Raw genomic sequence first — 24,781 nt, 5'->3', positions numbered from 1 at the left:
ACTGCTATTTTGGTTGCGTTTACTAGCGTTGCGTTTATTAACGTTGCGTTTTCTGTACTTACGCTTACTTCAAATGCCACGAAGATCCTTGAACCGCATCTTCAATCACAATTCCCGCGTTATTTAGCGCGTAGCGAATCGCATCCGCTGTCGCAAAATTCCTCATCTCTCTGGCATTCGCTCTAGCTTGAAGCAGCGAGTTGATTAAAGCGTTCAAAGCAGTGCGCTTCTTGCTGATACTGCCGCTGCCGCTGCTACTGACGCCCTTGCTGCCATTTGCGCCTTCTGCAGAAGATTTCGCATTAGAAGCCCAAGGTTCTGCATAAATGTCTAATCCGAGTGTGTCTAGCATGGCGCGCACTTGCAAAACCTCGTTATATAGCAGTTCTTGAATGATTTCGATTTGTGATTGCGCCTCATTTTGCGATATTTTATGCGCTTTCGCAGCGTTTTGCATTTGTGTATAGTAGTCAAGAAATGCATTTCCTTGTCGAATTGCTGTAAATATTGCTGCGTTTGCGCCGGAAACGTTAATATCGTCGTTCATTGCGCGCGTAAAGTCTTCCGGAAGCTCGTCCGCGTTTACGCTTACTACCGCTTCTCGTGTCGGCTGCGCTTTAATTACGCGTCCGGCTCGCTCAAGGAAGTTGCTTATGCGATTGTAAGCAGCTTTTGATTCTACCAAAGCTTGATCCGACCACTCCAACATTGCGCGATACTGCACAGCTCCCAGCGCGTAACGCACAACCCAAGCCGAATTATTCGCCAAAACTGTTGGCACGGAAAGCCCATTTCCCAACGATTTGCTCATCTTCTCGCCTTTGGCTGTAACCCACGCGGAATGCATCCACACATTCGCGCTTTCCCAGCCGGCGGCACGCGTTTGTGCCATCTCGTTTTCGTGATGCGGGAATCGCAAATCCAATCCGCCGCCGTGAATGTCAAAATCGTCGCCAAGATAACGGTGGCTCATAGCAGAGCACTCAATATGCCAACCTGGGCGCCCCTCGCCAAAAGGTGTTTTCCAGCGCGCGTCCGGCTGATCGAAATCGCAAGGAGCTTTCCAAAGCGCAAAATCCCTAGGATCGTGCTTGTCTGGGGAAGCGTCGGCCGGGTCGGTCGGGTTGTAAATATCGTTGCCGGCTGAGTCTACGCTTGGGCCTTTTGTATCCGCAATTGAGGACGCTTCGTCGCAACTGTTTACATCACGATTTTGATTTTGGTGCGTAAGCTCGCCGTAATGCTCCCAACTTGGCACGTCAAAATAAACGTTGCCAGTAGGATTTCCCGAATCGTCTTTAATAACGTAAGCGTGACCGCGCTCAATCAAACGCTCAATCAGCTCAACCATATCCGTAATATGACCGGTAGCTCGCGGCTCAACCGTCGGCGGCAAAACGCCTAAAGTGTTATAAGCTTCACTAAATTCGCGCTCGTAAAAGTAGGCGCGCTCCCACCAAGTTTGGCCGGCTTCACTAGCTTTTTTCATGATTTTGTCGTCAATATCTGTGACATTGCGCACAAAAGTAACGTTGTAGCCTAAACGTAGCAGCCAGCGGCGGATTACGTCGAAGGCGATTGCTGCGCGAATATGACCTATGTGCGGCGAGCTTTGCACAGTTGCTCCACACACGTACATTCCAACGTGGCCAGGAGTAACGGTTGTAAACTCGCTAGTGCTGTGAGTTGCCGTGTTGTATAAGCGCAATCGCGCGGCTGCTGCTGTAAGAGTTCTGTTCGTATTTTCAAGCATAATCTCAATTATAATAACTCACGCTCACGTCTTCGCCGCACGTAAAGTCCACTGGACTTTACGTTTAAGCGGCTCAGGCAGGTCGTCGCGCTTGCTTTTGTTTCCAAAATCGGCCGAAATGTAAACAAATGCGGGCAAAAAGAAACAAACGCAGGAAATCGCTCGCGCGCTACGCTTTGAGCACGCCGTAACTCGCGAGCGATTTGCAGAGAATGTTGCTCAAATCGGCGTGTTGAGCAACAAAATGCGTAGATAGGCATAGGACTATGATTGTTCGCAGGTAAAAGTCACAGATAGAAGTCGCAAGTAACCGCGCTTTAATTTTGATTACTAAAATCGCAAGAAAGGATTGAAAATGATTGATTCTTTTGATTTCGCAAAGTCTGAAGTAAAGTCTGACGTAAAATCCTACGCAAACTCTTCCGTACTCATGACCGATATGTACGAGTACACAATGCTAGACGCAGCGCTAAAAGACGGCACAGCAGACCGCAAATGCGTTTTTGAGATTTTTACGAGGCATCTTCCGCAAGGCCGACGCTACGGAGTGGTAGCAGGCACTGGCAGAATCCTAGAGGAGCTAGCGCGATTCCACTTTAGTGACGAGGATTTGCGATTTTTGCAAGACCGAAAAATCGTAAGCAAAGACACCATTAAATGGCTGGAAAACTACCATTTTAGCGGCAAAATTCGCGGTTACAGGGAAGGTGAAATGTTCTTCCCAGATTCGCCGATTTTGCAAGTTGAAGGCACTTTCGGCGAGTGCACGCTGCTAGAAACGCTGCTGCTTTCCGTGCTTAACTACGATTGCGCAGTGGCGAGCGCCGCCGCACGCATGGTTTCCGCATCTGCTGGAAGGCCGTGCATGGATATGGGTGGCAGGCGCACAAACGAGTGGTCGGCAGTGGCTGCCTCTCGCGCGGCAGTAATCGGCGGTTTTAAGGGCACTGCAAACTTGCTTGCGGCCAAGCTTTACGGGCTTAAGGCGATTGGAACGGCTGCGCATTGCTTTACTCTTGTGCATGATTCGGAGCGCGCAGCCTTTGAGTCGCAAATTGCCGCGCTCGGCAAGGGAACAACGCTGCTTGTAGACACGTACAACGTGGAAGAGGCTGTTAAAACCGCCGTTCAGGTTGCTGGCGCGGATCTTGGCGGCGTTCGCATTGATTCGGGCGATTTGTGCGTTATGGCTCGTCGCGTGCGCGCGCAGCTCGATGCGTTGGGTGCTAAAAACACTAAAATCACAGTTACTAACGATTTAGATGAGTACGCTCTTGCGTCTTTGCAAAACGCGCCAGTCGATTCCTACGGCATTGGCACAATGCTTGTTACGGGTTCGGGCGCGCCTACTTGCGCAATGGTTTATAAGCTTACGGAGCGCCAGGGCGCGGATGGCGTTATGCAACCTGTTGCTAAGAAGTCTAAGAATAAGGCGACTGTTCCAGGGCGCAAGCTTGCGTATCGTTCATACGATTTTAGTGGCGGTGCGAATGGCGGTGCTGCTGGCAATGGCGCGGCTGACTGCGAACACGTAATTTCTGGTTCAGAGAGCGCACTCGCGACTTTTAAGCCGCAAGATTCTTGGGAAGATTTGCTAGTTGACTACGTGCAAAATGGCGAATTTAATACAGAGCTTATGGGTCATGACGCGATTATGCGAGCACAAGATTATTGCGCCAAAGCGCTTAGCAGACTTCCGATTTCTGCTCAAAGTCTTATGCGTGGCGACCCTGCGATTCCTACAGAAATCAGCGTTTTAGGCTAGTTTTGCTAGTTTTGCTAGTTTTGCTAGTCTAGGCTGGCTTAGGCTGGCTTAGGCTAGTTTATAAATCAGCTTTAATTTGACGTTACTCTAAAAGCCCAGATTGTTCATCTCTTCGTAGATTTTTTTGCACTCTGGGCAAACAGGGTAGTCGTTTGCTTCGCGCTTTGGAATCCACACTTTTCCGCACAGCGCCACAACAGGGCGGCCAGTCAAGCGCGATTCGATTACGCGATCTTTGGAAACGTAGTGTGCAAAGCGGTCTGCGTCGCCGCCATCGTCCATTTTTGCGGATTCGTCTACTTCTGGCTTTTCGAGCACACTTGTGCTTGTGCTAGACCCAGAATCTGGGAGGCTTTGCGAATCGTCTTCCATAACAGCGTTCAAATTAGCATTGTTTGAGGTTTCGCTATATTTTGAATCATTTGAAAACGTCATTGCATCCCTTTCGTACAAATCCTTTTCACACAAATCATGTTTGCATAAATCGTGTTTTGTTGCTTGCGATTTATGTTTATACAAGCATAAGCCATAATCGCAACAAATGCGCGACGACCTACCTTTTCGCTTAGAGCGTCGTGCGAATCGACGATTTCGAGCTGCATAATGCGCGAGAAATCACCTCGATTCGCTGAGCCGCTCAAACGTAAAGTCCAGTGGACTTTACGTGCGGCGAAGACGTTCGCGCGCTTAGACCGCGCGAACGACGACATGACTTGTAGTGTGTTTGTACTGAATTTCCGTATTTTTTGATACAAACACACTACACAAACAAGCAAAACTGTAGTGCGATTGTATTTGATTTTGGTGTTTTTTGGTACAAACGCACTACACAAACAAACAGAACTTTAGTGCGATTGTACCTAAAATACGGCGTGTCGTGTCGCTTGCGCAGGTTAGCTGCGCTCGCGTCTAGCTCGTGGCAGATTCGTGGTAACCTAAAAGCATGACTATAGCTGTTTGCCCAGGCTCCTACGATCCCGTTACAGCCGGACACTTAGACGTGATACAACGTTGTACGCATCTTTTTAACGAAGTGCATGTTTTAGTGGCGGTTAATGCGGCCAAAACGCCCATGTTTTCCGAGTCGGAGCGCGTGGATATTATTCGCAAAGCGTTGGAAGACTTAAAAGACGATTCGCCAATCGGCAAGTTTGCGCCACCTTTGCGCGGTGCTGCTAAATCGCCAGCATGTAAAATAGTTGTTTCTTCTACAGATGGTCTTATTACAGATTATTGCAAAAAAGTCGGAGCAACCGTAATCGTTAAGGGATTGCGCCAAAATGGCGACTACGAGGCGGAGCTTGGAATGGCGCTGGTTAATCGCAAGTTGGCTGGCATTGAAACCATGTTTTTGCCAGCGGATCCTATTTTGGAGCATGTTTCTAGCTCTGTTGTAAAAGATGTGGCTCGTCATGGTGGCGATGTTTCGGGAATGGTGCCAAATAATGTGATTCCACTTTTGCAAAGCGTTTTCTCTAAAACAAATGCAATATCGTAATCATAAAATTAGCGAAATATTATAATGGCAAGTTAAATATCACCGAAATAAGTACAATATTACTAAAATAAATACGTAGTAAATAAATACGTACTAAAATACATACAATAAAATTGTTAAGAGATAAGAGAGCAGCTACTTAGCGAAGGAGCGAAAATGAGCGAAAACGAAGACGACACAATGGAAAGCCAAGTATCGGCAAATCGCAGCCAAAAGTTGCCATTAAATCCAGTGATTGCAAACAACGACGATTCGCCTAGTGCTGCTTTTGAAGCTTACGATGCTGTGCCTGCGGCAAGTAAGGCTAATGATGATGCGGCTAGTGATAGTACGGCTGCTGGCGATTCTGCTGGCGATTCTTCTGCTGATTCTGCGGCTGCTGGCGATAATGTTCAAAACTTGTTCCCAATGCCAGATTTGCGCGAGCGAGAAGACGGCGGCGCAATAGAATTCGAAGACGAAGAAGAAAACGTGTTTAAGGCAGCGGATCCGCAAACCGTTAGTGAGGAAGTGCGCACAAAGTCGCGTGAAGAGTTCACTACTGTGTACGACATAATCGACACGATGGAAACGGCGTTAAATAGCGCAAAGGGAGTGCTTTTTGCTGCTGGAATGGCAAAGGTGGATCGCGAAGAGTTTGGCGATTATTTGTCTAGGCTAAAAGACATGCTGCCTGTTCAGCTGGAGCGCGCTAGTGCGTTAATGCGAGAGGCAGAGAGGCGTTTGCGAACGGCTCAAGCTCAAGCAAATTCTGTTGTAAGTTCGGCTCAAAGTCAGGCTGCGCAAATGGTTGAGGAAGCTCAGGAGCGAGCCAGATTCTTGGCAGGTCAAGAAAATGTTGTTGCGATTGCAAAGAATCAAGCGCGCGAGATTGTAAACAATGCGCAAGCAAAGGCCGAAAAGCTTACTCGCGGTGCGGATCAGTACAGCGCCACGGTTATGGAAGGCTTAAAGCAGCAATTAGATAAGCTTGAGCAAGACGTTCAAGCAGGTCAGCGTGTTTTGGAAGAGCGTAGACGCGCAGCTGCACATGTGCAAAATCAGGCTGCTAGTAAGATAGATGAAGAATTTAACAGCGAAAGCAGTGAAAGAAGCGACGACGAAAGGAATTAAAATGACATCGCATCCCTCCCAGTCTTTGTGGGCGGTTCCAGTTGCGCAAATGGCAGCGCGTGCAGGAAGTAGCATGCAATTGCATCGCGATTTTCCAGCGCCAGAAGGCATTGGAGACAGCGTTATTGGCGTTAAGCCAGGGAGTGATGTTACGGTAGACGGCAATTTTGATTCCGTAGTGGACGGGCTTATGTTCCAGGGCACGATTACGGCGCGAGTGCATGCAGAGTGCTCGCGATGCTTGATGCCGTTGCATAGGGATTGGCCTGTTGATGTGTGCGCGTTTTTTGCGCGCGTGGAAAGCGGCAAAGGCGGCAAGAGCGCAAATGGCGGCGCGCGTTCTAATAACTCTAAATCTAACAGAGCTAATGGCGATAATGATGATTTAGAAGATGCTGATATTTGGGACGAGGGCGACGATTCTGGAAACGTGTATCCGTTGGTTGGTGGCGGCGATTTTGCCGACATTGAGGCGCTGATTAGAGACACAATGGTTAGCGAGTTGCCACTTAAGCCTTTGTGCGAGCCAGATTGCAAGGGGCTTTGTTCTCAGTGCGGCGAGAATCTAAATGAGCATCCAGAACATCATCACGACGTTACGGATATTCGTTTTGCTGCGCTTGAAGGTCTTAAGGAAAAGCTTGAAAACTCGCAAAATCGCGGCTGATTTGCGCTTTGACTGAGCTTGAAATTGCATAACGCATTTCAAGCTCCTTCAAAGCGTGATTTGGCTCAAATGTAAAGTCCAGTGGACTTTACATGCCAAATCAGCCGAGCGGCTACTAATAGATGCGCGCGCCAACCTGCCAGAGCGCTTGAAGCGTAGCGCGCGAGGGCAATTTGGCGCGCTGAGCCGCTCAAAGCAGAAGCACTGCTTCTGCGCGGCGAAGACGTTCGCGCGCTTAGACCGCGCGAACGAAACGCCTCGATAGCGGCGAAAAATCTCGAATCTCTACCCAGTTTGGCGTAATTTATGTGAGTTTATGTAGTGAGATTCTGAATAATGTATGGCGCTTGCTGTAATATACAGAACGCTTAAGCTCAATCGGTTGAACGAAATAGAGGAAAGATTATGGCACTGCCAAAGTACAAGACCTCGCGCGCTAATACTCATTCGCGTCGCGCCAATTGGAAGGCTTCTGCCGTGCAGACTATTACCTGCCCGAACTGCGGTTCGCCAGCGTTGTCTCACATGGCTTGCCCAACCTGCGGTAACTTCCGCGGTCGCGTGTATCGCGAAGCAATTCGCTCTGCGCACACCAAGTAGGTTATATTTTAAGAGAACCCTGCCATCGACGGGTGGCAGGGTTTTTGCGTTTTTTTGCTAGTTTGTGTTGTTTCCCGAAAATGTACGTGATTTATGTGTTTTTTGGTACAAAGTCGGGAAAAGTTGACGGGTTTTGTTGTTTTGCACGCTGATTATAGCAACAAAGTCGGGAAGCATATAGTGCAAATCAACGACTTCAACGCATGCGCTATAATGTTGAAAATATGAGTGGGAACAATACAAAAGATCAAAATGGCGTCAAAAACGATATAAGTGGCGTTCAAAATGACGACCAGCACGGCGCATACACGAACTCAAATCAGTCACAAGACGCTAGAACTAGCAGCATTGGCGTTGCGCGCACTCAAGATGGCCACATGCAAAATGGTGACCCTACTCAGGAGCTTTTGCGCGCGCTTGGCACTACGATTTCGCCAGATTTGCTTGTTGAGGCTCTCACTCATCGATCTTTTTCGCACGAGCATCCAGGCACTAAAAACTACGAGCGCCTAGAGTTTTTGGGAGACGCTGTTTTGGAGCTTGTTTCTACGGAAACGCTGTTTTCTGCTCACCCAGATATGACGGAAGGCCAGTTGGCTAAGCTTCGCGCTAAGGCTGTTTCGGAGTGGGCTTTGAGCGCTGTTGCGCGAGATAAGTTGCACGTTGGGCCGTATATTCTTTTGGGTCATGGCGAGATGGAGCATGGCGGCGCTCAAAAAGACTCGATTTTGTGCGATATTGTTGAGGCGCTTATTGGAGCGACTTTTGTTGAGCATGGTATTGACGAGGCGCGCGCTGTAGTGCATCGCTTGATTGACGAAACTTTGGCGGAGGTTCTTACGGAAGGCCCTGCGCTGGATTGGAAGACTTCGCTTACGGTTTTGGCGCACGAGATGGGGCTTGACGAGCCGCAATATAGGATGTCGGTTTCTGGCCCAGATTATGCGCCTGTGTTCCGTGCGCGTGCGGTTTTGGCGCACGAAAGTGGCGATGAGTTGCTTGGCGAGGCGGATGGCTCTAGCAAGCGCAAGGCTCAGCTTGCTGCTGCAGATAAAGCTTGGCATGTGTTGGATAGAAGGCGTAAATCGAGCAGAGAAAGCGGTAATTAGATTTTCTGATTGCTGTGATATAGGCGATTCGAGGCGGTTCTATGGCTAGCAGTCGTAATAATAATGATTTATTATTTGACAATGGTTTAGTATCATCAACGGCTGCTGGCGACTTTTGCGACTTACGCTACCACTGTGCGCGCTACGTTGACTATTTGCGCGCAAACAAAGGCCTTGGAAGCGCCACCTTGCGCGCGTATAGCGCTGATGTTTTGCAATGCTTAGAGTGGTGCAATCGCAATGGTTTTTGCGATTTGCGCGCGGTTTCTACGAGTGTTTTGCGCCAATGGATGTATTGGCTTAACAAGAATCACGCGCGCTCGAGTTTGGCGCGCAAAGTGGTAGCTGTGCGCGGCTTTTTTGCGTGGGCTACGCACGTTGGTTTGATTAGCGCGAATCCTGCGCAAATTCTTGCAACTCCTAAGATTGCTAATGAGCTTCCTACTGTTTTAGACGAAGCGCAAGCGCAAAAGTTGCTTGATTATGCGGATAATTGCGCGGATAACTTTGCGCAGGATTCAACTGAGCAGGATTCAACTCCGCAAAATTGCACGCAAAAAAAGCCGCGCGCGCAAAAGTCGCAAGCTTCCGAGCGTAAAGAAAATACGCCACAAAAATCGCCACTAAAATCCCCTCAAGAACATGCAATCGCCCTTAGAAACGCTGCGATTCTAGAGCTTTTATACGCAACGGGCATGCGCGTGGGGGAGCTTACAAGCATTAATGTGCAAGATGTGGATTTTGAAAATCACACTGTAAAAGTTACAGGTAAAGGAAACAAGCAGCGCGTTGTGCCTTTTGGCGTTCCTGCTGCAAACGCTTGCAAAGAGTGGATTGAGCATGGGCGAAATGTGCTTCTAGAAAAGCATGCAGAAAGCTCAACAAGCTCGCAAGCGCTGTTTTTGGGCGCGCGAGCAAAGCGCATTGACCAGCGCATTGTTAGAAGTATTGTTCACGCGGCTGCAGCTGCTGCAAACGTGCCAGATGTTGCACCGCACGCGCTGCGCCACAGTGCTGCAACGCATATGCTCAACGGTGGAGCGGACCTTCGCGAGGTTCAAGAGCTTTTGGGACATTCGTCGCTTAACACAACGCAGCGCTACACGCACGTTTCTATTCAGGCTCTTAAGCAGCGCTACTCGCAAGCCTTCCCGCGTGCGTGATTTTTGCTCCACCCCCACGCCTCATCTGTCCAGGCTTTAATCATCGAGCGGAACCTCGTGTATAGTCCCGCCTGTTTCTTCCATGTGTGCTATGGATTTTTTTAGACGACTTATATTTTCTGGATTGTAAAACGGATCTGCTGAAACTTCGAATGGTATTCTGTGTTCTCTTCCAACTTTCTTAGCAAATATTGTAAATGCTGCACTCATTGAAAGCCCTAGCTCTCGGCAAACATTTTCCATAAGTCGTTTATCGTCTGCATTTAGCTTGAAATTAATGTTCACTGTATTTGTTGTCATCTAAATTACCACCTTTCTAAATAAGATTTTAATAAAAATGCAATAAAAAATAAAGTATTTTTCTTTGTGTTTGATTGATATATGGAGAAAATGAAAAGATGTGATTTGAATCACGTAATGTCAACGCGTGGCTAAATGTATAATCGATTTATAAGCTTGATAGGAGGGTAAAACAGTGGTTGATGATTCAAATAAGCCTGAATCAAGCGCATCATTGAATGAGAATGCAGCGAATCAAAACGAATCCAGCGCCGCAGACGTTGAAATGAGCCAGTATGTGGCAGATCGCGCTCGCGTAAACGAAGAGAAAATTCGCCAAGACGAGCAAATCGTTGCCGAATTTGGTGAGTACAATTATGGCTGGCATGATTCGGATGCTGCAGGCGAAGCTGCTAAGAAGGGTATTGATGAGTCGGTTGTTCGTGCAATTTCTGCCGATAAACATGAGCCAGAATGGATGCTAAACCTTCGTTTGCAAGGCTATCGCGCGTTTCTACAAAAGCCGATGCCTGATTGGGGCGTGGATTTAAGCGGTTTTGACGCAGACGATTTTAAATACTACGTGCGCCCTGTCCATGATCAAGCGAAAACTTGGGATGATTTGCCAGAAGATATTCGCAAAACTTACGATAGGCTTGGCATCCCAGAAGCGGAGAAAAAGCGCTTAGTTTCAGGTGTTGCAGCACAGTACGAGTCGGAAGTTATTTACAATTCGATTCGCGAGGACTTAGCAGCTCAAGGCGTGATTTTTGTTGATACAGATACAGCAGTTCAAAAGTATCCAGATCTTGTAAAAAAGTATTTTGCAACTGTGATTCCAGTTGACGACAACAAGTTTGCGGCTCTTAACACAGCGGCTTGGAGTGGCGGCTCGTTTGTGTACGTGCCAAAAGGTGTGCATGTGGACATTCCGCTTCAGGCTTACTTCCGCATTAACACGCCGAACATGGGTCAGTTTGAGCGCACGTTGATTATTGCAGACGAAGGATCGTACGTGCATTACGTTGAAGGTTGCACAGCTCCGATTTATTCCACGGATTCGCTCCACGCTGCAAACGTTGAAATCGTTGTAGAAAAGCATGCGCGCGTGCGATACACAACCGTGCAAAACTGGTCAAATAACGTGTACAACTTGGTAACTCAGCGAGCCTACGTGCGCGAAGGCGGCACAATGGAGTGGGTTGATGGAAACATTGGCTCCAAGGCAACGATGAAGTATCCTGCTTGTATTCTCGCCGAGCCGTACGCAAAAGCGGAGACTATGTCTTTGAGCTTTGCGGGCCGCGGTCAGTATCAGGATACGGGTGCGAAGATGATTCATTTGGCTCCGCACACGAGTTCTACGATTGTTGCTAAGTCGATTTCGCGCGGCGGCGGACGCTCTGCTTACCGCGGTCTTGTGAAGATTGTTAAGGGTGCGAGCGGCTCTAGCTCTTCGGTTGTGTGCGACGCTTTGCTTGTTGACGATTTTTCTAGGTCCGACACTTATCCGCATGTTGACGTGCGCGAAGATAACGTTTCGATGGCTCACGAGGCCACTGTTTCCAAGGTTTCCGAGGATCAGCTTTTCTACTTGATGAGTCGAGGTCTGGAAGAAAAAGAGGCTATGGGCATGATTGTGCGCGGCTTTGTGGAGCCGATTAGTCGCCAGCTGCCGATGGAGTATGCTCTGGAGCTTAATCGTCTTGTGGAATTGCAAATGGAAGGATCCGTGGGGTGATGAGCGAAGATTTGAAAAAGAATTTGAGCGATAATTTGAGCGATAATTTAGGCAATAAAATGACGGAAAAAGAAATTAATATTCCTGTAGCAGACCCTAACGATCCTTACGCTGTTCCTGCTGCAATGCCTTCTAGTGCAGATAAATCCGTTCGCTCTTTTAACGTGCAAGACTTTGCGATTCCAACGCGCAAGCAGGAAGATTGGCGATACACGCCAGTTGAGCGAATCTCCGAGTTTTTTGAAAGCTTTGAGCCGTCTAACAACGTTACGGTAGAGCTAAAAGGCGTTGATGGCGATTCGCATGCAACTCTACAAATTTTGCCGAAAAGTGAGGCTCCGCACACAGAAATGAAGCCTTCGGATCGCGTGGCTGCTGTTGCGTGGAATTCTGCAAAGTCGGCATACGTTTTGCATGTTTGTGGCGAAATTACAAAGCCAGTAATATTGCAAATTCACGGGAACAACTCGCAATCGCTTGACGCTGCGAAATCATTAGACACTGCGCAATCACTAGACGCTTTGCACTTAGTGATTGAAGCAGATTCCAGCACAAACGCAGATATTATTGTGGAGCACACGGGAGTTGCAAAGCTTGCCGAAGGCGTGGAAATCATTCTTGGAGATAACGCGCACGTTTCTACAACGTTCATTCAAGAGTGGGATTCGGGCAGCAAACACGTTGGAAATCATAGGATTCACGTGGGCGCGGGCGCTTCACTTCGTCACACAATGGTCACGCTTGGTGGAGACGTTGTGCGAATCCGCATGGATCAGGATTTTGGCGGCGAAAAGGGCGATTTGAACATGCTTGGCATGTATTTTGTGGATCCAGGCGAGCACGTTGAGCATCGCACGATGGTTGTGCACAATCACCCAGAATGCAAGTCGCGAGTAGTGTATAAGGGCGCGCTGTACGGCAAAGGAGCGCATTCTACGTGGGTTGGAAACGCGCTTATTAAGCCAGAAGCTCCTGGCACTGATTCGTACGAGTTGAACCGAAATTTGGTTCTAACTCCTGGCGCGATTGCTGATTCGGAGCCGAATCTAGAAATCGAAAACGGCAATATTATTGGCGCAGGTCACGCAAGTTCGGTTGGTAGATTCGACGACGAGGAGCTGTTTTACTTGCAATCTCGCGGAGTTAGCGAGGCGGATGCTAGAAAGCTTGTTGTGCGAGGATTCTTTAACGAGCTTATTGATGAGATTGGCGTGCCGCAAATCGTAGATCATTTGATGGCTGCGATTGAGAGGCGTTTAGCTAAGACGGAAGAATCAGCAAATGCACGCGAATCGCAAGCAGCCGAAAAGTCGCAAGCAACCGCACCATCACGCGAATCGCAAGCAACCGACGAATCGAAATATGCGGAAGAATAGGAGATAAACATGTCAACTTTAGAAATCAAGGATTTGTACGCGTCTGTAGAAACAAAAGAGGGACGCAAGCAAATCTTAAAGGGCGTAAATCTTACAGTTAATTCTGGCGAAACGCACGCGATTATGGGTCCGAATGGCTCTGGAAAGTCTACTCTCGCATACACTTTGGCAGGTCACCCAAAGTACGAGGTGGATTCGGGCCAGGTGCTTCTAGACGGCGAAGATATTTTGAAGATGACTCCAGACGAGCGCGCAAAAGCTGGGCTGTTCCTTGCGATGCAATACCCTGTAGAGGTACCTGGCGTTTCGATGACGAACTTTTTGCGCACAGCAAAAACAGAAGTGAGCGGCGAGGCTCCGACTTTGCGCGCGTGGGTTAAAGAGCTTAACGAAGCAATGAAGCGCTTAAGAATGGATCCAAAGTTTGCATCTCGTTCTGTAAACGAGGGATTTTCGGGCGGCGAGAAAAAGCGCGCGGAAGTTTTGCAACTAGAGATTCTAAAGCCAAAGTTTGCGATTTTAGACGAGACGGATTCTGGACTAGACGTGGATGCTTTGCGAATTGTTTCGGAAGGCGTAAATCGTGCTAAAGAAAGCACTGGTTTGGGCATTATGATGGTTACGCATTACACGCGAATCCTTAAGTATATTAAGCCAGATATTGTGCACGTTTTTGCGCAAGGTCACTTTGTAAAGACGGCAGGGCCAGAACTTGCAGACGAGTTGGAAGAAGAAGGATACGACAAGTATTTGCCAGAAGGCGCCAGCGAGTCTGCAATTGCATGAATCGACCTGCATGGGCGCTTTGACTGAGCTTGAAATTGCATAACGCATTTCAAGCTCAGTCAAAGCGTGATTTGGCTCAAATGTAAAGTCCAGTGGACTTTACATGCCAAATCAGCCGAGCGGCTACTAATAGCCGCGAGGAATAGCGTAGCGCGCGAATGCACTTCGATTCGCTGAGCTTGCTTAAGGTTGAAAGCACAGTGTGCTTTCAACGCAAGCGAATACGTTAGCGCGCTTAGACCGCGCTAACGATGCAAAACGATGTTTCGAGCTACAAAATGCGTCAACATCTCTCGTATAATGGCGTGTCTAAAGCTGCGAGTAAACTCGTTTAGGTTTGGCTAAATCAAATGGAAGAGGTTTGTAATGACTGTTCGCGGTGATATTAGAAATGTGGCAATCGTAGCGCACGTTGATCATGGTAAAACAACGCTCGTAAATGCCATGCTTCAGCAGTCGCACGTATTCTCCGAGCGAGAAGAAGTGCCAGACCGCGTAATGGACTCCAACGACCTCGAGCGCGAAAAAGGCATCACCATTCTTGCCAAGAACACGGCCGTGCAATACACTGGCCCGCTTGCAGAAAAGTACGGTCATCCAGAGGGAATTACAATTAACGTAATCGATACCCCAGGTCACGCCGACTTTGGCGGCGAGGTGGAGCGCGGCATCTCTATGGTTGATGGCGTTGTGCTGCTTGTTGACGCTTCCGAAGGCCCACTTCCGCAAACTCGATTCGTTCTACGCAAGGCACTTGAGGCAAAGCTGCCAGTGATTCTGTGCGTTAACAAAACGGATCGTCCAGATGCGCGTATTGACGAGGTTGTTAGCGAAGCTACAGATTTGCTTCTAGGCCTTGCGCAAGACGTTGTAGAAGAAGGAATCGACCTCGATATTGATTCGCTTCTTGATTTGCCTGTTATTTATTGCGCTGCAAAAGCTGGCTATGCATCCTTGAATCAGCCAGAAAACGGCGGTTTGCCAGACAACGATAATTTGGAGCCGCTTTTTGACTCCATTATTTCCAATATTCCAGCACCAGAATACGAGGAAGGCGCACCTCTTCAGGCACACGTTGCAAACATCGATTCCTCTGACTTCCTTGGCCGCTTAGGTTTAGTGCGAATCTACAATGGTATTTTGGAAAAGGGCAAGACTTACGGGCTTTCTCGTGTAGACGGCTCGATTGAAAACTTCCGTGTTTCCGAGCTTTTGCGCACTCAAGGCTTGGAGCGCACTCCTGTTGCATCTGCAGGTCCTGGAGATATTGTTGCAGTTGCAGGCGTTAACGACATTATGATTGGCGAGACGATTGTGGATCAGAACGATCCAAAGCCTCTTCCATTGATTCACGTTGACGACCCAGCTATCTCCATGACTTTCGGCATTAACGATTCGCCGCTTGCTGGCACAGAGGGCAAGGATCACAAGCTTACAGCGCGCATGATTAAGGATAGGCTTGATCGCGAGCTTATTGGTAACGTGTCTATTAAGGTTCTTCCAACAGACCGCCCAGATGCTTGGGAAGTTCAGGGTCGTGGCGAGTTAGCGCTGGCAGTTTTGGCGGAGCAAATGCGTCGCGAAGGCTACGAGCTTACAGTTGGCCGCCCTCAGGTTGTTACTAAGACGATTGACGGCCAAATTAACGAGCCTATGGAAAACACTACGATTGACGTTCCAGAAGAATACATGGGCACTGTTACGCAGCTTATGGCGGATCGTAAGGGGCGCATGGATTCTATGAGCAATCACGGATCTGGATGGATTCGCTTGCAATTTACTGTTCCTTCTCGCGGTCTTATTGGTTTCCGCACAGCTCTTCTTTCTGCAACTCGCGGAACTGGAATCGCAAGCTCTATTTCTGCAGGCTACGCTCCATGGGCTGGTCAGATTGTAACTCGTCAAAATGGCTCTATGGTTTGCGATCGTAAGGGTGTTGCAACTCCTTACGCTATGCAGCGTTTGCAAGCGCGCGGCGTGTTCTTTGTGGATCCGCAAAGCCCTGTTTACGAAGGCCAAATCGTTGGTATTAACAATAAGCCAGACGAGTTGGATGTTAATATTACGCTTGCTAAGCATATGACTAACATGCGTTCTTCTACAGCAGATGTGCTTGAGACTTTGACTCCACCAATTAAGATGAGCTTGGAAGAGTCGCTTGACTTTGCTAACGAAGATGAGTGCGTGGAGGTTACGCCTGAGTCGATTCGCGTGCGCAAGATTATTTTGAGCCGTGATGAATGGTATAAGTGGCGCGCTAAGCAGCGTAGGCAGAACAACAACGCTGCGTGATTGCTTAAAATATTCCTCAAAATGATGTTTAACATAAAGTCGCATTCTGTGCTATTTGCTAGCAAGTGTGCGGCTTTATGCGTTTTGGCGGCATTTTGCGCGGTTTTGGGCACCTTTGCGCACCGAATGGGCGCTATGTACGGCTTTCCGTACGGTCTTGTAATCGCGCTTTTGCTTGTTACTTTAAGCGCGTGTTTTGCTCGCATGCTTTGTGGCATGTTTGGCTTGATTTTGCATGCAATCGTGTGTTGCTCGGTTGTGTGGATGATTGCGCTTGGATTGTTTAGGATTTTTGGCGCGTTTAATGGCGTGCTAGTTGCCATTGGATTTGGCGTGGATAATCTTCCGTGGATCGCGCAAAATGCTGGATATTTTTGGCTTTATGGCATTATTGTTGTTCACGTAGTTTTGCTTTGTATGCCTAATAAATTCTGCATTATTTCTGGCGCCAAATAAGTGGTAGTGGTGCTAAATAAGTGGTGCCAAATCAGTGTAAGGTAGTCTTACTTATAGTCTTAGTCTTATAGTCTCACAGTCATATAGTCTTAAAGTAGTTTGAGGAATAGTCATGAATAGCAATAAGAACAGCAGTAGTGACCGCAAATTATGTTATTTAGGGCCAGAAGGTTCTTTTACTCATCAAGCTGCTTTAAAAGTTAAAGAGCAATGTAAATCGTTAGGTGCTTCGCGTCTTATTCCAACTGCGTGTGAGAATATTTGTAATATCGCTAGCAAAATTGAAGATTGCTACGATTTGGGTATTATTGCGTGGGAAAACAATATTGAAGGCGTAGTAATACCTAATTTAGATTTATTAATTGATGCAAAAAATATGGTTGGCATTGCTCGCGTGAGTGTTGATATAAGTTTTGATGCTGTTGTTTGCAAGTCGGATTCAATCGATAACTGTTCGACTATTGTTGCTCACCCTCACGCGTTGGCACAATGCCGTAAGTTTACTCAAAAGCACGGTTTGAAAGAAAAAACTGCGTCTTCAAACGCTGCTGCTTGTAGGGATTTAGTTAATGGCGAAGTTGCTTTGTGCCCTAAAATTTGTGCTGATTTATACAATAGGCAGATTGTGAGCGAAGCTGTTGAAGATTTTTCTGGCGCGCGCACTGAGTTTTTAGTGTTAGCTCCTAGAGATGAGGCTTTCAATTTTGTTAGTATGCAGCGCGAAAGCTATTCATCTTTTTCTTCGATTATTGCCTTTATTCCGCGTTGTACAGGTGCTGGAGTATTAGCAAATTTGCTTGATGTTGTGCGCGATCATGGTCTTAATATGACTGCTTTTATGTCTAGGCCGATTAAAGGTCAAGATGGTTTATATAGTTTTATTGCCACTGTTGATGCTGCTCCTTGGGATTCTACGTGTAAAGCTATGATTCAGGAGGTTGTTGAACATGGTGATTGGGTGCGAGTTTTAGCAGTGTATCCTTCCTATAATCGCAAGAATCCGATTATGAATGATTGGATGCTGCCAAATGGTGGAGTGTGTATTGAGACTTCGAGCGATTTGAGTACTTTGAACGTAATGCGTGCAGAAAGAGAATTATTATGGTAGAAGATGCTGAATTTTCTCAAAAATTTTCTGTTGGTATTGTAGGACTTGGGCTTATTGGTGGCTCAATCGCAAAGCGTTTGGTGGCCACTGGCTCTTGCAAAGTGTACGCGTATAATCGCCATCAAACAATGTACAGCGAGGCGCGCGCCATTGGAATCACTTGCGTTGAAAGCGTTGCGGATCTTGCGCGTATGCAGCCGAATGTTTTGATTTTGTGCAATTCGCTTGCATCTATGCCAGAAGTTCTTGGCGAGATTTCGCGCGGAATCAACAAGCAGCGCACTACTTTGACGGATGTTGGCAGCGTTAAGGGGCTTGTGCGCGAGCAGGTTAAGGCCGCAGGTCTTGGTGATTGCTACATTGGCGCGCATCCTATGGCTGGAAGCGAGTTTACGGGTTGGAGCGCGTCGAGCGCGGAGTTGCTGCGCGGCGCACTTTGGGCAGTTAGCGTTGATGAAAGCAGCGATTTTTGGCGGTTTTTGGCGGTTTTGCGCGTGATTGTTAAGCTGTGTGGAAACCGCGCGCTTGTGTTGAACGATTCTATACACGATGCTTCTGCGGCGCTGATTTCGCACATGCCGCACGTTGTTTCTACAGCGCTGGCGAACGTTTTGTGTGAAAGCGCGAATCGCAATGTTGCGTTGCAAATGTCGGCTGGTTCTTGGCGAGATATGACTCGAGTGGCGCTTACGGACCCGAATCGCACGCGCGCGATGGTTGCGGAAAATCGGCGAAATGTGGCGGATTTGCTTGGTAGTGTTATTGCGGAGTTGAGTTTTGCTAAGAAGATGCTTGAGGGGAGCGATGGCGATTTGGCGGAGGCTTGCGATGAGTGTGATGAGCGTGATGTGGCAGAGCGCGCGTTTTTTGCTAAGGCTGATTCTTGGCGAGAATACAAGTATAAGGAGCGCGCGGCGGCTTTCGATGAGTCTGGCGATTCGCGTGATTCTGCGGCGGCTGCTTTCGATTCGCGCGAGCTTCGATTTTCGCTTGATTGCCCAGGCGATTGGCAAAGTCAGCTGATTCAAAGCGCGCAAAGCGGTGAGCAGATTGTTGGGGTGTCGTTTAGCGACTCTGTGGTTACTTGCGATTTGCGCAACTCGAACTGGTAGATTCGAGCGGCATATAATTAACATATGACCGAATCGCAGCAACCGCATCAACCGAGCACTGACCAATCGAACCAATCGCATGCAAATCAATCGCAACAATCGCCATTTTCCCCAAAAATCCAGCAGTTTCTAAACCACATAAGCGTGGAGCGCGGGCTTTCTCCAAAAACCGTTGAAGCATACGAGTCGGATCTTACAAAATACACGAACTGGCTGCGCGAAGCCCGAAAAATCAACGATGTTAGCAAAATCACGCAACTAGACATCGAAGAATACGTGCGCGCAATGTCATCACAAGCAATGGCAGCGCAAAACTTAGGCCCTCGCACGATTGCGCGGCGAATCGCAAGCATCCACGAGTGGAACAAATTCATGCTTTCCAACGCGCAAATCGCAAGCGACCCTTCTGTAGAAGTCAAAGCGCCAAAGCAGTCAGAACATCTTCCGGACGTGCTCAGCATTAGCGAAGTTGAGCGCGTAATCGATGCTGCTGGCGGCTTTGGTAGCACAGATGCCGTCTCGCTGCGAGACCGTGCGCTCGTGGAATTTTTGTACGCTACGGGCGCGCGCGTTAGCGAGGCGGTTGGCCTAAAATTTGAGGATATTGATTTAGCGGAATCGGTTGTGCGACTTAGCGGAAAAGGGCAAAAGCAGAGGCTTGTGCCGATTGGAAAGTGCGCGGTTAGTGCGTTGCGCGATTATTTAGATAAAGCTAGGCCGATTCTTGAAAGCCGCGCGCAAAAGTCGCAAGCAGCCGCAAAGTCGCAAGTAAACTCATCATCAAAATCCGCAAATTCTCACATGATTTTCCTAAACAAACGCGGCAAATCGCTGTCTCGCCAATCCGCGTGGGAGGCGATTTCGCACGCTGGTAAGATGGCAAAAATCGGCAAAGAATTGCATCCGCACACGCTTCGTCACTCCTTTGCAACGCACCTGATTTCGGGCGGCGCAGACGTGCGCACAGTGCAGGAGCTGCTTGGCCATGCATCCGTTACAACAACGCAAATTTACACACATATAAGTCCAGCCGCGCTTATGGAGGCGTATGTGATGAGCCATCCGCGCGCAAGGTAGCTACACGTAGACGCGCAAATCCACTGAACATACCTTTTGATAGACTGGAGCGTATGCCTACTGATTTACTTGGACGCGAATATGAGACTTTCCGCGCGCCCGATGCGCTTACAACGCACGGTTCTGCGCGCATTATTGCTATGTGTAACCAGAAGGGTGGCGTTGGTAAAACTACCAGCTCCATCAATATCGCTGGTGCGCTGAGTCAATACGGTAGGCGCGTTTTAATTGTTGACTTCGATCCGCAAGGCGCTGCAACGGTGGGGCTTGGGATTAATGCGAACGCGCTTGACAACACTGTTTACACGGCGCTTTTTGATTCTTCTGTAGACGTGCACGATGTGATTCGCCACACTGCCACAGAAAACATTGATGTTATGCCTGCAAACATTGATCTTTCGGCAGCCGAGGTTCAGCTTGTTACCGAGGTTGGTCGCGAGCAGATTTTGGCTGGCGTGTTGCGCAAAGTTCGTAACGAATACGACGTTATTATTATTGACTGCCAGCCTTCGCTCGGCTTGCTTACCGTCAACGCGCTTACGGCGGCGGATGGCGTGATTATTCCTGTTGCTGCGGAGTTCTTTGCGCTTAGAGGTGTGGCGCTGCTTATGCAGTCGATTGAAAAAGTGCAGCACAGAATTAACCCAGATTTGCAAGTGTTTGGCGTGCTCGTTACCATGTTTACGCGCACTTTGCACAGCGAAGAGGTTTTGCAAAGGATTTACGAGGCTTTCCAAGGGCGCGTGTTGCATTCTGTTATTTCGCGTTCGATTAAGCTGCCAGATTCTACTGTTGCGGCGGTTCCGATTACGATTTTTGCTCCTGAGCATAAGACTGCTAAGGAGTATCGCGAGGTTGCGCGCGAGCTGATTTCTAACGGCGTGGTTGCGTAATTTTTTGCTCAAAATGCTAATTAGAGCTACAAAGTGCGTCGAATCGTTCGCGCGTTACAACGCGCCATTCCTCACGGCTATTAGTAGCCGTTCGGCTGATTTGGCTTAAGGCATAAAGTCCACTGGACTTTATGCCTTAAGCCAAATCACGCTTTGACTGAGCTTGAAATGCGTTATGCAATTTCAAGCTCAGTCAAAGCGCTTTGCAGCACAGAAGCAGTGCTTCTGCCTTGAGCTGCTCAGCGCTACGAATTGCCTTTTCGCGCTACGCTTTAAGCGCTCAGGCAGGTCGTCGCGCAGATTAGCTGCGATGTTTGCGCTCGGGTATTGGCTTTAGCCTTACGATTGTGTGCGCGTCGATGAACATTTCTTGCTCGGGTCGGCTTCCGTTTGCTGCTGCGTCGCGCATAAGGTGCAATGTTGCTCCGTCCCAGCTGATTACGTGGCCGATAGCGTCGTGGTATTCAATTTTTTGCGTGCTGCCAGTGGTTGTTTGTGCGCTGCCGTCGGTTTCTTGTGCGCTGCCAGCGTTTTGCAATCTTTCGCCGCCGCCTAATTGCGCGATTTTGTATGTTCGCACCACAATTCGCGCGCCAACTGGTATAAACTCTGGCAGAATCTGCCGCCTAATTAAGCTAATCGTAGTGCTGCCTTCCGTGTTATTTGTGTCTTCGTGTTATTTGCTGTGTGTTTTGCTTTGACTTTGTTAATTGTATCGTAGTGCTATCAAACTCGTAACGTTTTGCAATGCACTGTAACGCGCGAGCGATATTTCCGCTTTTTGTTGTTGATTTTGTGGTTTTGCGCCACAAAGTCGGCATACATCAAATATCACTGTATCGTGATATAATTATCAATATGGTTTAATTCGTAAAAGAGAAATCAGAAAAAGAAAGAGGGGTGAATGTGCCTGTAATTTCAAGGTTTTATGGGATTGTTATACGAATGTATTTTGCCAGTGCAGAGCATAATCCGCCGCATATTCATGCTATCTATGGTAATTATGTTGCTGCTTTAGATATTCAATTGTGCAAAGTAATTGACGGATATTTGCCAAAGCGCGCAGAGTGCATGGTGATTGAGTGGATGACAGTTCATAAAGATGAGTTGATTTTTATGTGGAATACTCAAGAATTTAAGAAGATAGAACCGCTAAGTTGATATGTGTAGTTAGCTAGCAAGTTGATAAAGTACTAAAAAATTAGTGCGTTAAAGCACATTTGAGGCAGCAATATTAGCTAGGCGATAAGTGCAACAAAGGAGAAAATATGAATTTCCACAAGATTAAAGATGTAAAAGCGTGCGCAAATATGAGGCTCCTCGTGCATTTTGTAAACGGAATTGTTAAAGAATACGATGTTCATAATCTGCTGCGCAAGTTTTCAGCGTTCAAAGCATTGGAAGACGAAGAGTTGTTTAATAAGGTTGTTGTGGATACAGGCGGATATGGCATTATTTGGAATGATGATTTAGATGTTTCTTGCGATGAGTTGTGGAACAATGGCAAGCAGATTAAAACGCCATTTGACAATTTAATGTCTTTTGCGGATGCGAGCGATTTGTGGAATTTAAGCGAGTCGACTCTTAGAAAAGCGGTGTCGTATAAGAAGCTTGTTAAGGGCGTTGATGCTCAAAAATACGGTAAGCAGTGGGTTGTTACTCGTAGTGCGATGGTACGAGAGTATGGGAATCAAGTTGGTGCTTAGAGCTACAAAGTGCGTCAATTGACGATTTTATGTAGTGCGTTTGTATAGCGACATGTTGCTGTCTTTAGCAAGTGTTGTCTTTTTATATTTTGTTATTATCTTTCGTGCTCTATACGGTATTTACATTTGAATATTGACTTTATGATTAATAGATGAAATACTAGATAAATAGTAACTAGATATCGGCAAAAAACTATAAGATTTGCCGATGTGTGTTATAGTGTTTTTATAAGAGGGAAGAGGGCAATAAAAACATGAAGTGGTATGAAGAAGTGCTTGACGAAATTGGTGCAAGCAGAACTTATTCTCATGGGGAATTAGTGAGCAAGCTTAAATCGTTGAAGTCAAATATGTCAAATAGTACTTATCATTGGTCTATATCGTCTTTAGTTCGCAATGGAAAATTGCTTAGGCTTGGGTATGATTCGTATAGTCTGCCAGAAGCTTCTCGCAAAAAACAGTATTATCCAGATTATTCCAATAAGGCTATTAAATTAATAAAGGTTATTGCTAGAAAATATCCCCGCGTTCTTTTTACAGTCTTTGAAACAGTTTTAATGAATGATTTTTTGAATCATTTAGTTGCTCAAAATACAATTTTTTTGCAAGTTGAGAAAGAAAGCAGTATATATGTTTTTCGATTTCTTCAAGAAGCTGGATATAAAAATGTTATGTATAATCCTAGTAAAAAAGAATTTGATTTGTATTGGTCAAAAGATTGTATTGTTGTAACAGATATAATATCTGAATCTCCAGTTTTTGCAGCGGATTCTTATTTGTCAACTGATTTTCATTCAATAACCTTAGAGAAAATTCTTGTTGATATGTTATCGGATAAATTAATATCTACAACTTATAGTATCGCTGAATTTAGTGATGTTATTGCGCAGGCTAAAAGTGTATATCTTCTCGATAAAGTGAGAATGCTTAGATATGCAGCAAGGCGTAATCGCAGGAATATGCTCGTAAAGTACCTAGAAGGATAGAAGGTGGTTATGTTTCTTAAAGAAAATTTTACAGCAGAACACATCTCTAGGCTTAGGGCTGAAACGAAATCTGATCCTTCTATATTAGAGAGAACTGTTTTTGCTTTTGGTTTGCTTGAGGCGATTGCTAAAGTTGGTCTTCCCTTTATATTTAAGGGCGGAACGTCTCTTTTAGTTATGCTTAATTCTCCAAAGCGTTTAAGCACTGATATTGATATTATTGTTAATCCGAATACAGATATTGATGCTTATATTGAAAAAGCTGGGAAAATATTCCCGTTTATAAGTGTAGAAGAGAATATTCGAGAAAGCTCTCGTAACATAGAAAAGCGTCATTTTAGATTCCATTTTCTTTCTCCAAGAACTGGTAAAGATATTAACGTGCTGTTAGATGTCTTGTTTGAGAATAATCCATACGAAGATATAGTTAAATATCCAATTGAGAATAAGTTCCTTTTAAGCGATAATAACAATCTTATTGTAAATGTTCCTAATAAAAATTGTATTTTAGGAGATAAACTCACTGCGTTTGCACCTCATACTACTGGCATTCTTTTAGGCGACGGCAAGGAGTTAGAGGTTATAAAGCAATTGTTTGATTGTTGGACGCTTATACAAGAAATGGACGATTACAACTTAGTAGTTAAATCCTATAACAGAGTTTCTCAGATTGAGCTTGAGTATAGGAATCTTAGTATTAGTTCATCGGATTGCTTAAAAGATACTATTGATAGTTGCATTTGTATTATGGGCAGAGGTTCTGTAAATTCAAATGATTATGAGAGTTTTTCTTTAGGTATAAATGCTATTAAGGGTCATGTTTTTTCCGAAAGAATCAATGGCGAGAATGCTTGTATTTATGCTAGCGAAGTAATGTATCTTGCTGCATGCATTTTAACTGGCAAAACTGTTTTCAAACGTATTACAAATCCAGATGAATACAGAGATGTGTGTTTGAAAATAAGTGGTATGAAGAAGATTAGTAGTATTCGAAACGCTAATCCATTGGCGTATGTTTATATGATTGAAGCGTTGCAAATGTTAAATGATGTTGGGCTGTATAACGAGAGCATTTTATAGACCGCGTGCGCGACGACTTGCCTTTTCGCTTTGATGTAGTGCGTTTGCGCGACGACCTGCCTTTTCGCTTAAAGCGTAGCGCGAAAAGGCAATTCGGAGCGCTGAGCCGCTCAAACGTAAAGCCCAGTGGACTTTACGTGTGGCGAAGACGTGAGCGCAGCTAACCTGCGCGAGCGACAAAACGCTGAAATTCGGTACAAACGCACTACGGTTTTGTGTGT

24 protein-coding genes are annotated in these 24,781 nt (G+C 46.7%); 20 read left to right on the top strand and 4 right to left on the bottom strand.

Features of this window, described 5'->3' with window-relative positions; genetic code table 11:
- Nucleotides 1-64: 64 nt before the first annotated feature.
- Entirely contained in the window at nt 65-1,753 is a 1,689-nt protein-coding gene (gene cysS / locus HXT45_RS05830; protein WP_128813764.1) for a cysteine--tRNA ligase, read from the bottom strand.
- A 355-nt stretch (nt 1,754-2,108) separates the two neighbouring features.
- Here cysS and HXT45_RS05825 point away from each other — a divergent pair, with 355 nt between their 5' ends.
- The gene (locus HXT45_RS05825) at nt 2,109-3,518 is read left to right on the top strand and encodes a nicotinate phosphoribosyltransferase (protein WP_421781629.1); all 1,410 of its coding nucleotides are present in this window, start codon (nt 2,109-2,111) and stop codon (nt 3,516-3,518) included.
- Nucleotides 3,519-3,605: 87 nt separating this feature from the next.
- On the opposite strand, the gene HXT45_RS05820 is transcribed toward HXT45_RS05825, so the two are convergent.
- The gene (locus tag HXT45_RS05820) at nt 3,606-3,953 is read right to left on the bottom strand and encodes a DUF3039 domain-containing protein (protein ID WP_004574702.1); all 348 of its coding nucleotides are present in this window, start codon (nt 3,951-3,953) and stop codon (nt 3,606-3,608) included.
- A gap of 508 nt (nt 3,954-4,461) precedes the next feature.
- Between HXT45_RS05820 and coaD the strand changes: the two genes are divergently transcribed.
- The 6 genes from coaD to HXT45_RS05790 all read left to right on the top strand — a co-directional run bounded on the left by coaD (nt 4,462) and on the right by HXT45_RS05790 (nt 9,668).
- On the top strand, nt 4,462-5,016 hold the full coding sequence (gene coaD, locus HXT45_RS05815; protein WP_020973209.1) for a pantetheine-phosphate adenylyltransferase: 555 nt from the start codon (nt 4,462-4,464) through the stop codon (nt 5,014-5,016).
- A 156-nt stretch (nt 5,017-5,172) separates the two neighbouring features.
- A complete protein-coding gene (locus HXT45_RS05810) occupies nt 5,173-6,129 on the top strand; it encodes a hypothetical protein (RefSeq protein WP_421781627.1) in 957 nt (318 codons plus the stop codon).
- A gap of 1 nt (nt 6,130) precedes the next feature.
- Complete coding sequence (locus HXT45_RS05805; protein WP_421781625.1) at nt 6,131-6,796, top strand: YceD family protein; 666 nt, start codon at nt 6,131-6,133, stop codon at nt 6,794-6,796.
- A gap of 405 nt (nt 6,797-7,201) precedes the next feature.
- A complete protein-coding gene (gene rpmF / locus HXT45_RS05800) occupies nt 7,202-7,396 on the top strand; it encodes a 50S ribosomal protein L32 (protein ID WP_004113441.1) in 195 nt (64 codons plus the stop codon).
- A 203-nt stretch (nt 7,397-7,599) separates the two neighbouring features.
- On the top strand, nt 7,600-8,505 hold the full coding sequence (gene rnc, locus HXT45_RS05795; RefSeq protein WP_421781623.1) for a ribonuclease III: 906 nt from the start codon (nt 7,600-7,602) through the stop codon (nt 8,503-8,505).
- A 41-nt stretch (nt 8,506-8,546) separates the two neighbouring features.
- Complete coding sequence (locus tag HXT45_RS05790) at nt 8,547-9,668, top strand: tyrosine recombinase XerC (protein ID WP_421781621.1); 1,122 nt, start codon at nt 8,547-8,549, stop codon at nt 9,666-9,668.
- 36 nt (nt 9,669-9,704) lie between these two features.
- Here HXT45_RS05790 and HXT45_RS05785 read toward each other — a convergent pair whose 3' ends face one another.
- On the bottom strand, nt 9,705-9,968 hold the full coding sequence (locus tag HXT45_RS05785) for a type II toxin-antitoxin system RelB/DinJ family antitoxin (RefSeq protein WP_004113434.1): 264 nt from the start codon (nt 9,966-9,968) through the stop codon (nt 9,705-9,707).
- Nucleotides 9,969-10,143: 175 nt separating this feature from the next.
- On the opposite strand from HXT45_RS05785, the gene sufB reads away from it, so the two are divergent.
- The 9 genes from sufB to HXT45_RS05740 all read left to right on the top strand — a co-directional run bounded on the left by sufB (nt 10,144) and on the right by HXT45_RS05740 (nt 20,788).
- Nucleotides 10,144-11,688, top strand: coding sequence for a Fe-S cluster assembly protein SufB (gene sufB / locus HXT45_RS05780; protein WP_421781619.1), 1,545 nt, complete (start codon nt 10,144-10,146; stop codon nt 11,686-11,688).
- Nucleotides 11,688-13,064 carry a Fe-S cluster assembly protein SufD gene (gene sufD, locus HXT45_RS05775; RefSeq protein WP_421781617.1) on the top strand — a complete coding sequence of 459 codons (1,377 nt, stop codon included), beginning with the start codon at nt 11,688-11,690 and terminating at the stop codon, nt 13,062-13,064. The genes sufB and sufD overlap by 1 nt, the downstream gene beginning before the upstream one ends.
- 9 nt (nt 13,065-13,073) lie before the next feature.
- A complete protein-coding gene (sufC, locus tag HXT45_RS05770) occupies nt 13,074-13,850 on the top strand; it encodes a Fe-S cluster assembly ATPase SufC (RefSeq protein ID WP_004113429.1) in 777 nt (258 codons plus the stop codon).
- Between the two features lie 366 nt (nt 13,851-14,216).
- Nucleotides 14,217-16,142 (top strand): translational GTPase TypA, encoded by a 1,926-nt coding sequence (typA, locus tag HXT45_RS05765; protein ID WP_004574694.1) that lies wholly within the window; start codon nt 14,217-14,219, stop codon nt 16,140-16,142.
- 21 nt (nt 16,143-16,163) lie between these two features.
- Complete coding sequence (locus HXT45_RS05760; RefSeq protein ID WP_421781615.1) at nt 16,164-16,598, top strand: alcohol dehydrogenase; 435 nt, start codon at nt 16,164-16,166, stop codon at nt 16,596-16,598.
- Between the two features lie 112 nt (nt 16,599-16,710).
- On the top strand, nt 16,711-17,706 hold the full coding sequence (locus HXT45_RS05755) for a prephenate dehydratase (RefSeq protein ID WP_421781613.1): 996 nt from the start codon (nt 16,711-16,713) through the stop codon (nt 17,704-17,706).
- A complete protein-coding gene (locus tag HXT45_RS05750) occupies nt 17,700-18,818 on the top strand; it encodes a prephenate dehydrogenase (protein ID WP_421781611.1) in 1,119 nt (372 codons plus the stop codon). The genes HXT45_RS05755 and HXT45_RS05750 overlap by 7 nt, the downstream gene beginning before the upstream one ends.
- A 24-nt stretch (nt 18,819-18,842) precedes the next feature.
- Nucleotides 18,843-19,895 carry a site-specific tyrosine recombinase XerD gene (xerD, locus tag HXT45_RS05745; protein ID WP_421781609.1) on the top strand — a complete coding sequence of 351 codons (1,053 nt, stop codon included), beginning with the start codon at nt 18,843-18,845 and terminating at the stop codon, nt 19,893-19,895.
- Between the two features lie 53 nt (nt 19,896-19,948).
- A complete protein-coding gene (locus tag HXT45_RS05740) occupies nt 19,949-20,788 on the top strand; it encodes a ParA family protein (RefSeq protein ID WP_421781607.1) in 840 nt (279 codons plus the stop codon).
- Nucleotides 20,789-21,089: 301 nt separating this feature from the next.
- Here HXT45_RS05740 and HXT45_RS05735 read toward each other — a convergent pair whose 3' ends face one another.
- Entirely contained in the window at nt 21,090-21,368 is a 279-nt protein-coding gene (locus HXT45_RS05735; RefSeq protein WP_421782329.1) for a DUF6725 family protein, read from the bottom strand.
- A 326-nt stretch (nt 21,369-21,694) separates the two neighbouring features.
- Between HXT45_RS05735 and HXT45_RS05730 the strand changes: the two genes are divergently transcribed.
- The 4 genes from HXT45_RS05730 to HXT45_RS05715 all read left to right on the top strand — a co-directional run bounded on the left by HXT45_RS05730 (nt 21,695) and on the right by HXT45_RS05715 (nt 24,560).
- Nucleotides 21,695-21,949 (top strand): DUF4160 domain-containing protein, encoded by a 255-nt coding sequence (locus HXT45_RS05730; RefSeq protein ID WP_032819133.1) that lies wholly within the window; start codon nt 21,695-21,697, stop codon nt 21,947-21,949.
- 107 nt (nt 21,950-22,056) lie between these two features.
- A complete protein-coding gene (locus HXT45_RS05725; protein WP_421781605.1) occupies nt 22,057-22,494 on the top strand; it encodes a helix-turn-helix domain-containing protein in 438 nt (145 codons plus the stop codon).
- 254 nt (nt 22,495-22,748) lie between these two features.
- Complete coding sequence (locus tag HXT45_RS05720; RefSeq protein WP_421781603.1) at nt 22,749-23,480, top strand: DUF6577 family protein; 732 nt, start codon at nt 22,749-22,751, stop codon at nt 23,478-23,480.
- 9 nt (nt 23,481-23,489) lie between these two features.
- Nucleotides 23,490-24,560, top strand: a complete 1,071-nt coding sequence (locus tag HXT45_RS05715) for a nucleotidyl transferase AbiEii/AbiGii toxin family protein (RefSeq protein ID WP_115761678.1) — start codon at nt 23,490-23,492, stop codon at nt 24,558-24,560.
- Nucleotides 24,561-24,781 lie beyond the last annotated feature (221 nt).

It is taken from the genome of Gardnerella sp. DNF01199S (assembly GCF_049244155.1).
In the GTDB taxonomy this organism is placed as follows: domain Bacteria; phylum Actinomycetota; class Actinomycetes; order Actinomycetales; family Bifidobacteriaceae; genus Bifidobacterium; species Bifidobacterium piotii.
Note: the sequence above shows the minus strand (reverse complement) of the source record. Positions and strands in the feature narration are given on the sequence as shown.